Annotated in this window: 6 protein-coding genes; all 6 read left to right on the top strand. The window is 64.0% G+C overall.

Features of this window, described 5'->3' with window-relative positions:
- Window positions 1–15 precede the first annotated feature (15 nt).
- On the top strand, window positions 16–567 hold the full coding sequence (locus DEH80_RS16780; protein ID WP_165831539.1) for a hypothetical protein: 552 nt from the start codon (window positions 16–18) through the stop codon (window positions 565–567).
- A gap of 11 nt (window positions 568–578) precedes the next feature.
- Window positions 579–1,637, top strand: a complete 1,059-nt coding sequence (gene rsgA / locus DEH80_RS16775) for a ribosome small subunit-dependent GTPase A (RefSeq protein ID WP_109721679.1) — start codon at window positions 579–581, stop codon at window positions 1,635–1,637.
- A gap of 123 nt (window positions 1,638–1,760) precedes the next feature.
- Complete coding sequence (locus tag DEH80_RS16770; RefSeq protein ID WP_165831538.1) at window positions 1,761–2,699, top strand: CE1 family esterase; 939 nt, start codon at window positions 1,761–1,763, stop codon at window positions 2,697–2,699.
- A gap of 49 nt (window positions 2,700–2,748) precedes the next feature.
- Entirely contained in the window at window positions 2,749–4,608 is a 1,860-nt protein-coding gene (locus tag DEH80_RS16765) for an ATP-binding cassette domain-containing protein (protein ID WP_109721677.1), read from the top strand.
- 152 nt (window positions 4,609–4,760) lie between these two features.
- Window positions 4,761–8,516, top strand: a complete 3,756-nt coding sequence (locus DEH80_RS16760) for a PKD domain-containing protein (RefSeq protein ID WP_109721676.1) — start codon at window positions 4,761–4,763, stop codon at window positions 8,514–8,516.
- Between the two features lie 308 nt (window positions 8,517–8,824).
- On the top strand, window positions 8,825–11,638 hold a 2,814-nt coding region (locus DEH80_RS16755), incomplete at its 3' end, for a S8 family serine peptidase (protein ID WP_165831537.1).

Below are 11,638 nucleotides of genomic sequence, written 5' to 3'. Positions count from 1 at the left end.
GTGCTGACGGTGGTCATGGCCGCAACGCGCACCGTTCGGGTGCTGGTTATCGGGCTGCTGGCCGTGCTGGCCGCCTGTGCGGATTCCGACCCGGCCCCGGTCGTCTGGCAGGTCGATGCATTCAAGCTGCCGGCGGAGAGCCCTGCTGGCAGCTTCCGCATCCAGGACAAGTCCATCGTCCACGTCCCGGAGGATCTCTCCACCCTCTCCGAGGGCGAGCGGCCTATGGTGGCCACCATGGCGGGGCAGGGCATCCAGGGCTCCGCCTACTGGCGGTACTGGCTGCCTGAGGAAGAAGGACGCGGTTTCTACAAGTTGAAGGTGACCGTCTTCGATTCCGAAGACGCCGCAGCGGCTGCCTGGGACCGGCGTTACCCGCCTGAGGCCTTGGATGGGACGCAGCCGTTGGAAGTGGGTCAATCAGGTTTTCTGCTCCCGGGGCGGATTGCCGGGTTCCGCTTGCAGCGCCTGATGACAGAGATTGAGGCGGGCGGACAGGCCGGTGCGCTGGAGTCGTTCGTCGATCACTACGCCGCGTTTGCACGCGAACAGGCTGCGCGTCGCTAGATGCTGATTCCGTGGCCCTGGCTGCAACCCGGGCAGCACAGTTGACCACCACCGGATTGGAATCCCTCGGATGGACGGATGCCGAGGCCGCCCAGGTCGCAGCCCATGCGCATGTGGCACGTGTCTTCGCCGTGCATCGCAGCGATATTGAAGTCCGTGGGCCACAAGGTCTTGATCGGATCGATCGTGCCACTGCGGGCGGCCTCGATGGCGTGGCGGTGGGGGACTGGCTCGAACTCACCGACGGCGGAGGCGTGGCGCGCATTCTGGAGCGACGGAACGCCATCACCCGCAAGGCCGCAGGGGAGCACGTCCATCGGCAGGTGTTGTCGGCCAATGTCGACCGGCTGCTCATCGTGACGAGCTGCAACCAGGAATTCAGTCTGCGCCGGCTCGAGCGTTATCTGGTGTTGGCCTGTGACTGTGATGTCACGCCCGAAATCGTCCTGACCAAAGCGGATCTCACGGATCAGGTCGCCGGGTACGCTGACCAAGCGGCCAGTCTGCTCGCCGGCGTGCCCGTTCACGCGGTGGATGCCCGCAGTGCCGAGCAGGTGGGCGCATTGGTGGCCTCGCTGAGGCTCGGGGAGACGCTGGCGCTGATCGGTTCCAGTGGCGTGGGCAAAAGCACCCTGGGGAATGCGATTGGCGCGCCTAACCTGGAGACCGGTGCGATTCGTAAGCTGGATGACAAGGGGCGGCACACGACCACGGTCCGGGCCATGTTTCCTCTGCCTTCCGGCGCTTTGCTCATCGACAATCCGGGGATTCGAGAGCTGCAGCTCACCGACTGTGAACGCGGTATCTCCAGGGTGTTTGCAGATGTGCTGAGTCTGGCGGAGCGCTGCCAGTTTCAGGACTGCCAGCACGGCGCCGAGCCGGGCTGCGCCGTGCGCGAAGCCATCGCAGACGGGCGCTTGCCCGCACGCCGCCTTGAAAGCCTGCAGGACTTACGGACCGAGCAGGCGCGTAACGCCGAGATTCTCGAATCCAAGCGCCAGCGCGCGCGTGATATCGGTCATAAATACCGCAAGCTCAACTGGTCCAAGCGCGCCAAGCGCGGGCAATAATCCGACAGCCTTGTCGGTGTCTGACGGGCAGGCTCACACCCGCATGTTGGGTACGCTGCGCAGACATTTCACCGGTTCCGATCATTGATGAATGCTGCCAGCGCCCGGGGGGGATTGCTGACCATGCTCGTGTGGCTCGCCGCCTGCGGGCCCACCATGGATCAATCCACGCCGACCGAGCCGGCAGCGCTGGGCTCGGGCGCCTATGAGCGCTCTGTTCGCGTGGAGGGGCTGGTCCATGACTACCGTCTCTTCGTGCCGTCGGGCATCGAACCCGGCGCCGAGACGGTCCGTCCCTTGTTGTTGTCTCTGCATGGCGGCGGCTCCGGTCCGGAGGATCACGACGCGCTAACCGGACTGCGGGAGACGGCGGAGGCCGAAGGCTTCGTGCTGGCAACGCCGCGGGGGTTTTTGTCGACCTGGAACGCAGGTAGCTGCTGTGGCCCTGCCGCAGAGCAGGCCATTGATCACGTGGCGGTCATGGCGGCGATTCTGGATGACATCGACGCGGTGCTGCCGATTGATGCGACGCGGGTCTATGCCACCGGACATTCCAACGGGGGGATGATGGTGTATCGACTGGCCTGTGAGCTGTCGCAGCGCATCGCCGCCATCGCACCCAACGCCGCGACGTTGATGGATCGCGACTTAACTGCAGAGCCGCCGGCGCCGGTCTTCACCTGTGCGCCCGAGCGGGCGGTGCCGGTGTTTCATTCGCATGGCCTGGCTGATACCTGCGTGCCCTTCGACGGCGGGCAAAGCACGGGGCCGGAAGGCGGGCAGCGCCCACCGGTGGCTGACAGTATCGACTTTTGGGTGGACAACAACCGCTGCGCCCTGCCGCCGCTGCGGCCCAGCTATCAGCAAGGGAATGCGACCTGTGAGCGTTACAGCGCCTGCCAGGATGGCGCCTCGGTGACGCTTTGTACCGTGGAGCAAGGCGGCCACACCTGGCCGGGGGTCGACGCCAATCCGGTGGCGTCGACCTGCGGCGGCGAGCCGATGCTGGATCTCGATGCCAATGCGCTGATGTGGAAGTTCTTCATGGAGCATCCGCTCTAGGACAGCGCAGGCTCTACAATGCGCGGCCCATCCGGTTCGCGATCCCGCCATGCTCCTGTCTGCCCGCCAGCTCGATCTTCACGTCGGCACCCATGCCATTCTTGACCGGGCCGACCTAGTCATTGAGCCGCGCGAGCGCGTTTGCCTAGTGGGTCGCAATGGTGCGGGTAAGTCCACACTGCTCAAGTTGCTGGCCGGCGAGATCGAGCCGGATGGCGGAGAGATCGACCGTAGTAACGCGCCGGTCGTGGCGACGTTGCCCCAGGAAGTGCCGCAAGGGACCAGCGGCTCGGTGTATGACGTGGTCGCAGCGGGACTCGGCGAAGCCGGTCGTTGCGTGGCGGCCTATCATCATGTCCTGGCGACCGAGCCGGACAATCTCGACCGGCTGGCTGAGGCTCAGCAGGCCTTGGAGGCTGTGGATGGCTGGAATCTGTCGACCCGGGTCGAGGCCACACTGTCCCGATTATCCTTGGACGGCGAGGCGCGTTTCGAGGCCCTGTCGGGCGGTCTGAAGCGGCGAGTTTTGCTGGCCCAGGCGCTGGTCACGAACCCAGACCTGCTCTTGCTCGATGAGCCCACCAACCACCTGGACATTGACAGTATTGCCTGGCTGGAGTCGTTCCTGTTGTCCTGGACGGGCACCTTGCTGTTCATCACCCATGACCGTGCGTTTCTGAAGCGGCTGGCCACGCGGATTATCGAGCTTGATCGTGGGCAACTGACGAGCTGGCCCGGTAGCTACGAGGATTATCTGCGACGCAAGGCCGAAGCCCTGGACGCCGAGGCTCAGCAGAACGCCCTGTTCGACAAAAAGCTGGCCCAGGAAGAGGCCTGGATCCGGCAGGGCATCAAGGCGCGACGCACACGCAATGAAGGGCGGGTCCGTGCGTTACAGGCGATGCGAGCCGAGTATCAGCAACGGCGCACGCGCCAGGGCACGGCGACGATCGCCGTCGAGGAGGCCGAACGAAGCGGCAAGCTGGTCACCGAAGTCGAGCAGCTGCGTTACGCCTACGGCGAACAGGTGATCGTCGATGGCCTGTCGACAACAATTATGCGGGGGGACAAGGTCGGCGTGCTGGGCCCCAATGGCGTCGGCAAAACCACACTGCTACGCCTCATGCTCGGGCAGTTGGCGCCCGATAGTGGTTCCGTGCGTCTGGGCACCAAGCTGGAGATCGCCCATTTCGATCAGCTGCGAGACCAGCTGAATCCCGACAAGACCGTGGTCGAGCATGTCGGCGAGGGTAAGGACAGCGTGACCATCGGCGGCAAGCCCCGGCATGTGATCAGCTACCTGGGCGATTTTCTGTTTCCCCCAGATCGAGCCCGTAGCCCGGTGCGGGTGCTGTCGGGGGGCGAGCGCAGCCGTTTGATGCTGGCCCGCCTGTTCTCCAAGCCCTCCAATCTGCTGATTCTCGATGAGCCCACCAACGACCTGGATGTCGAAACGCTGGAGTTGCTGGAGGAGCGGATTATCGAATACAGCGGCACGGTGCTGGTCGTGAGCCATGACCGCGCGTTCCTGGACAATGTTGTGACCCGTACGCTGGCATTTGAGGGCAACGGCAGGATTGGTGATTACGTGGGCGGATATGCGGATTGGTTGCGCCAGCGCCCCCAGCACAGGCCCGAGGCTGCCCGCGCAGCCACCCCTTCCGCACCAAAGAAGAGCGCGCCTGCCCGCAAGCGCAGCTACAAGGTGCAGCGTGAGCTAGAGGAATTGCCCGCCCGCATCGAGGCATTGGAGGCCCGGCAGGCGGAGCTGTCTGACGCGCTGGCCGATGCGTATGCCAACGATCCGGACGCTGTTGGCGACCTTCAGGCGCAGGCATCGGCCACCAGCGAGGAGCTCGACACGGCGTATGCGCGTTGGGAAGCGTTGGAGGATGACGCAGGCGGTTAGCGCCAAGTTGGTGCGACGGGCTTGACATTCGCCTGACCGGCGGGCTTGACCGTGAAATAACGGTTAAATAGTCTCCGTGGTCTTGGAATCCCACCATGGGGCTGTAGGCGACCGGCCTGCAGTCGGTCGGGAACTGACTCTGGGGAGAGCACATGTTCAAGCACGGCCTCGCGGCGACAGTCGTCGCCGCATTCTCTTTCGCCTCGTCTGCCGCACTGGCAGAAGAGCTCGGCAGCGGTACGCTGACACCGGACAATCCGGTCCTGACCATCGAGTCCGGACCACACAACACGTCCAACCCGTCTGCACAGGTCGAGCAGACCTGCAACGAGCAGCTCGTTTGCGATTTCTTCGATCTGACCGTCGATGTCTCGGAAGCTTGGCTGCTGGCCAATCCCAACGCGCGACTTCGCGTAACGGGTGGCTGGCCTGATCCGTCCAGCGATGCAGGCGGCCCATCGGCGACCGACTTCGACTTTTATCTGCGCAGCGCCACGGGTAGCGAGGTGGCGGGCACCACGGGCGCAACCTCCGCGAACCCCGAGATGATGCAGGTGGTTCCGACCCCCGGTTCCACCGACTACCGTGTCGTGATTGTGCCGTTCCTGGTGGCCGGTCAGACCGCGACCGTGCGTATGGAGCTCGATCCGGGTTCATCACCGTCCGGCGGTGGCGCCTCGGTCACCAAAGGTGGCCCCGCGATGGCGATCTACCGACCCAACAACGGGATGGCCGGCATTGCCGCACGCGAACCGACCATCGGGCTGGATCGCAATACGGACGAGGTGTTCTTCATGGCCGGCTTCGACCAGGCGCGTGTGTCTTTTGATGACAGCACCTCGCCGGCGACCGCCTTGTGGGAAGACGTGAGCGCGCCGATCCCGATTAACTTCACCAGCCTGGATCCGTTCATCACGGATGATCCGCACCCCTACGCGGATGGCAGCTACAACCCGACCATCTGGTTGTCGCACCTGCTGGGCGCGACGAGCATGATCGGCATTACCAGCGATCGCGGTGAGAGCTGGCTGCCGTCCCAAGGTGGTGGTGCACCCCACGGCGCGGATAACCAGTCCTTTGCCGCCGGCCCCTACCCTGACGGCATGCAGCCGCTGAGCGCGCTGTCCGACCGTGCGTTGTACTACTGCTCCCACAGCGTGGTGAATGCGTTCTGCTCGCGTTCGGATGATGGTGGCCTGACGTTCAACCCCAGCCGCGTGGCCTTCCCGCTGTTCGGTGTTGAGACCAGCGATTTGTGCAACAACCACGGTCATGTCCAGGTGGGGCCAGATGGCACCGTGTACCTGCCCATGAACAACACCTGTCAGGGCAGCCAGGGGGTGTCGATCTCGGTTGATGCTGGCAATACCTTCCATTTCGTGACCGTGCCGGACACGGTGCGTGGGCGCTGGGACAGCTACATCGCCATCGCCAATGATGGCGAGACGATTTACTACGCCTACGGTGAAGAGGGCGATGATCGTCCGATGGTGATCGTGGGTACGCTCGACAAGTCGAATCCCAGTGCGCCGACCATCCATTGGGAAGGCCCCGCAGTGGACGTTGGTGCGCCCTTCGGTCTGAAGAACATCGTGTTCCCGTCAATCATCGCGGGTGACCCGGACCGTGCCGCATTTGCGTTCCACGGCACGACCTTCGAGGGCGACTCCGGCAGCGTCAGCGAGATGCAGGGCGCCGTCTGGCACATGTATCTGGCCACCACCTACGACCGCGGCCAGAACTGGGAGGTGCAACAGCTGGAACCTGCCGATCCCACGCAGCGCAACTCGGTCTGTGACGCGGGTGCAGGCTGTGAGGATTCACCGCCGCACCGCAACTTGCTGGATTTCATGGACATCGAGATCGACAGCAAGGGCCGGATCATCATCGGCTACGCCGACGGTTGTACCGGGACGGCCTGTGTCGTGGACGGCACCATGAACTATGACGATGCGGCCGTCATCGCCCGGCAATCGGCGGGCAAGACGCTGTTGTCGGCATTCGACGGAACCCAGAATCAGATCTTCCCCGGAGCGCCCAGCCTGGAGGCTGCGCGCACGGCCGAGGGTGTGCTGCTGAACTGGAGCGAGCCGACGGCCGGCCAGTCGGCGATCACCGGCTACACGGTGGAACGCGCTTTGGAAGCAGGCGGCTTTGAGCAGCTGGCGACCACGACCGAGCGCCGCTATCTGGATACCGAGGTGACGGACCCGGATGCGGTCGTGACCTACCGGGTCTTCGCCTCCAACAGCCAGGGCATGGGAGCGGCAAGCAACGAGGTGTCTCCTGCCAGCCTGGCACCGGCTGTCTGCACGCTGCCGGGTGACACGGTGGCGACCGATGATTCGGGTGATAACGCCACCCCGGATCCGCAGTACGACATCGAGTCGCTGTCAGTGGCTACGGTCTACGCATCGACGGGTCCTTACAAGATCACCTTCACGCTCAAGGTGGCCGGCTTCGATAGCCCCCCGCTGCCGGATTCTGCCTGGTACGCTCGATTCATCGATCCATCGGGGATAGTGCGCGGCGTCCGGATGGTCACTGATGCCCTGGGTGAGGTTGCGTTCCAGAGCTATCTCGTGTCCGAGGACAATGACGGAGAGCGTCTGGGGCAGTTCGTCGACGGCACGCCGACACCCGCCGAGCCCGAGAGCAACTACAGTGACGACGGCACCATCACCCTGGTCATCGATGCCCAGAACATCGGCATTCCCGATGGCGGGCTGCTGAGTGACTTCCTGGTCGGCAGCTTCAAGGGTGTGACCACGCCGGTTCTGTCGTTCTCGCTCAACGGCGATGCCATGCCGAACGGGAATGCCGCAGGCTCCGGTGAGGACTACGACGTACCTACCCGTAACAGCTGTGCGCCCAATGCCGCACCGCTGGCGGCTCTGGCAGCATCGCCAGTGACAGGCGATGCACCGTTGTCGGTCACGCTGGATGCCACCGGGTCGTCAGATGCCGACGGTTCCATCGTCAGCTACGCGTTCACGCCGGGTGATGGGTCGCCGACAGTGACCAACACCACCGGCACGCTGACGCATAGCTACGACGTGGGCACCTGGCAGGCTGAGGTCGTGGTGACCGACGACCTGGGGGCCATGAGCACGAATCCCGCGGTCGCGCAGATCACGGTGTCGGATGGGTCGGGCGGCGGCAACACGGCCGGTCCGGGTTCGACCATCGATGCCGTGCTGGCGGTGAGTGGCGACGGGTCTGAAGCAGAGGACGAAGCGGTGAACGGGGATGCCGAGACGGTGTTCACCTTCGATGCCAGCGACTCGGGCTATACCGATGCCGTGGGCAGCGACCTGCGCTACACCTTCGTGTTTGGTGACGAGGCCTCCGAAGAAGAGTTCGCCCCGGCCACCAGCGACCCGATTGCGACGCATCGCTACAGTGCCGCCGGTACGTACACCGCGTATGTGATTGTCAGCGATGCCTTTGGCAACAGCGATACGTCGAACAGCGTGACCATCACCACGACGATCACGATTACCGTCGAGGGTGACAACGGCACGGTGGCGCAGCTGACGGTCGACGAGACCTCGGGGCCGGCGCCGCTGCGTGTGGCCTTCGATGGCTCGCGGTCGTTTACCAGTGACGGCAAGACCATCACCGAGTACTGCTTCGACTTCGATGACGGTGAGGCTCCGCAGTGCGGAACCGAAGCCACGGCCGTGTACGTTTACACCCGGCCGGGCAGCTACGAGCCCAGCCTGACGGTCACGGCCAGCGATGAATCCACCGCGACGGCCAAGGCGACGGTGAGCGTGGGTGGTACGGGCAGCAATCCCGGTACGCCCAGCCAGCCGGCGGCTTCCACGGGGGGCGGTTCAGGTGCCCTGGGCGGTTTGTTGCTGCTGCCGCTGCTGGGCTTCGGTCTGGCCCGCCGCCGCAGCTAGTCCCCGCTGATGCGGTCCTGTGGCAGCGATGCCGCAGGGTCGCTTGTCATACAACGCCTCGCCGGGGTTCTCGGCGGGGCGTTTTTGTTGGCGGGGTCTGGCCAGCCTTCAGCACCATCCGCCAGCCACAACCTCCCATCGGGTGCCGTACGCGGTGGCTACGGACCGTCATGTTGGTGTCATTTCTCGGGGTGAGGTCGCCAGCGGGGAGCCGGCCTTTGCGTTGGGCAAACTTTGATTTGGCACAAGAGTTGTTTAACGTGCCCTTCACATCTTGGCTTTACATCCCACTGGGGGGATTCATGTCCATGTTTGAGAGCGCCCGATCTCGGGTGCTGATCGCTGGTATTGCTTCGACTTGTTCGCTGTCCGCTTTGGCGCAGCAGTCCGGTCCCACGGCCTGCGACATCGCGTTTGGTGCCGTCGAATCCGGGGCAGTGGCGGCGGCCATTGATCCTGCACTTCAGCCTGGCAAGTTCCAGCGCATTGTTCTGACCTTCGCTGACGCGGCGGCCCGAGATGCAGCGCTAGAACGTGTTCGCTTGGCGAATTTTCTTCCTGTTGATGTTGCGCGTGATGCCTATGCGATGCGCCATCTGAATTTCGTCGTGTTACCAGCACTGACGGTGTCAACGGACCTCCTGGACCAGCTTGCAGCGCTGGGCCGAGACCTGGGACTGATTTCGGTCTCGACTGACCCGGAAGTCCGGTCGCTGATTGATTCGACCGGTCCGCTCATCGGTGTCAACGCTGCACGGGCAGCCTTCGGCGAGGGCAAGGAGCCGGCTGGCTACACCGTGACGGGGGATGGAATCGGTGTCGCCGTACTGGATACCGGCTGGGACAAGACGCAGGGCGACTTCGAACATCTGGAGACCTTCGGCAACGTGCGAATGGTCGGGCCGCAGGCCATTGAGTTCGTCCCGCCAGTCGAGAACTCCGAGACCAACCAGGGTCACGGCACACACATTGTTGGGACCATCGCTGGCAACGGTGCGCAGTCTGACGGCCGCATCGTCGGTCTGGCCCCGCAGGTCAACATGCTGTCGGTTGCGGTGGATGCGGGTGCCAGCTATGCATTCCTGCTGGATGGCTTCGACTACGTCCTGGAAGTGCAGGACGACTACAACATCCGCGTGACCAACCACTCCTATGGCCCTGCGGTTGGTAGTGCGTTCCGTTTTGACCCCTCGACGGCTTCCAGTCAGGCGATTCGTGCGTTCTATCAGGCCGGGATTATTCCGGTATTCGCCGCCGGTAATGCCGGTCCCGATGAGGACACCATCAGTGCGGATGCTCAGAACCCTTGCGCAATCGGCGTGGCCGCCGGTACGCGGGCACTGACACTGACTGATTTCTCCTCGCGAGGACGTTCCGACAACGCCATCGCAGGGCCCGATATCACCGCTCCGGGCGATGCCATCACCGCTAGCCGAGCAATCAACGGGTTCACGTCGACCAGCATTCCCGATCTGGACAATCCGGCGTACGCGACCATTTCCGGAACCTCGATGGCCGCACCGCATGTCGTGGCGTCGATCGCGCTGATTCTGGAGGCAGATGAATCGCTGAGCTTCGAGGACGTCTACGAGCTCATCACGTCGACGGCTACTCCCATGAAGCGGGCGGACCAAACCGCCTACGAGCCGTTTGAGGTCGGTTTCGGGTACATCGATACAGCGGCTGCGATCGCCAAACTGCTGGGTGAACAGAAGCCGGAACGACTGCAGCCGGTGGAATGCCCGGCCCCCGGAGAGTCTTCGGTGATCAATTTCGCGGCGACGGCCGCCGCCGTGTACTCGACGCCGGCGGTGAGTTTCAGCCCGAGCGGCTTTGAGGACAGCATTTACCAGTTCCTGCTGGAACCAAGCTGCGCCCTGGCTTCCATGACCGTCGAGATCGAGTGGTCCGCTACGCTTCCAGAGGATATCGATCTGGAACTCATCGGCCCCGAGGGCGGTGTGATCGGTGCTTCCACCAATCGTCAGCTTGAAGAGGGTGCCGAGCCCTCCGAGGCGGTGACCATCGAGAGTGCCGGCGGCGGGCTTTATACCAGTCGTGTCTTTGGCTACCGCAACAACAACCTCCCGTACACGGGCACGGTGACCTTGGTTGCCGAGCAGAACATCAACACGGCGCCGGTGGCCGCGTTGTCAGTACCGGCAACAGCGGGTGTGGATGAAGAGATCACGGTCTCTGCCGCCGCATCTTCCGATCCTGACGGCGATGCGTTGAACTACCAGTTCGATCTGGGTGACGGAACCCAGACGACGGTCTCTACCAGCCCCACGGTGACGCATCGCTATGCGACGGCGGGTGACTACGTTGTGACAGTGACGGTCAGCGATGCGTCGGGTGCGACGGATTCCGCCAGCCAGACGATCACGGTGGCGGAAGACGGCGGCGGCAACACGGCCGGCCCGGGCTCCACCATCGATGCTGTGCTGGCGGTGAGCGGCGACGGAGCTGAATCGGACGGCGACGCGGTGAACGGGGATGCCGAGACGGTGTTCACCTTCGACGCCAGTGACTCGGGCTATACCGATGCCGAAGGTAGCGACCTGTACTACACCTTCGTGTTTGGTGACGAGGCCTCCGAGGAGGAATACGCCTCGACCACCAGCGACCCGATTGCCACGCACAGCTACGGCGCGGCCGGAACGTATGAGGCCTACGTCATCGTCAGCGACGCCTTCGGCAACAGCGATACGTCCAACACGGTGACCATCACCACGACGATCACGATTACCGTCGAGGGCGACAACGGCACGGTGGCCCAGCTGACGGTCGACGAGACTTCGGGGACGGCGCCGCTGCAGGTGGTCTTCGACGGCTCGCAGTCGTTTACCAGCGAAGGCGAAACCATCACCGAGTACTGCTTCGACTTCGATGACGGTGAGGCCCCGCAGTGTGGGACCGAAGACACGGCGACCTACGTATACACCCGACCGGGTAGCTACGAGCCCAGCCTGACGGTCACGGCCAGTGACGAATCCACCGCGACGGCCAAGGCGACGGTGAGCGTGGGCGGGACGGGCAGCAACCCCGGTACGCCCAGCCAGCCGGCGGCTTCCACGGGTGGCGGCTCAGGTGCCCTGGGCGGTTTGTTGCTGCTGCCGCTG

Source organism: Abyssibacter profundi (genome assembly GCF_003151135.1).
Lineage (GTDB): Bacteria > Pseudomonadota > Gammaproteobacteria > Nevskiales > OUC007 > Abyssibacter > Abyssibacter profundi.
The sequence above is the reverse complement of the archived record's forward strand: the minus strand, read 5'-3'. Positions and strand labels throughout refer to the sequence as shown.

Coding starts and splice junctions, on each gene's coding strand:
- DEH80_RS16765 (WP_109721677.1), top strand. CDS start 2,749: ATGCTCCTGTCTGCCCGCCAGCTCGATCTTCACGTCGGCACCCATGCC.
- DEH80_RS16780 (WP_165831539.1), top strand. CDS start 16: ATGGCCGCAACGCGCACCGTTCGGGTGCTGGTTATCGGGCTGCTGGCC.
- DEH80_RS16760 (WP_109721676.1), top strand. CDS start 4,761: ATGTTCAAGCACGGCCTCGCGGCGACAGTCGTCGCCGCATTCTCTTTC.
- DEH80_RS16770 (WP_165831538.1), top strand. CDS start 1,761: ATGCTCGTGTGGCTCGCCGCCTGCGGGCCCACCATGGATCAATCCACG.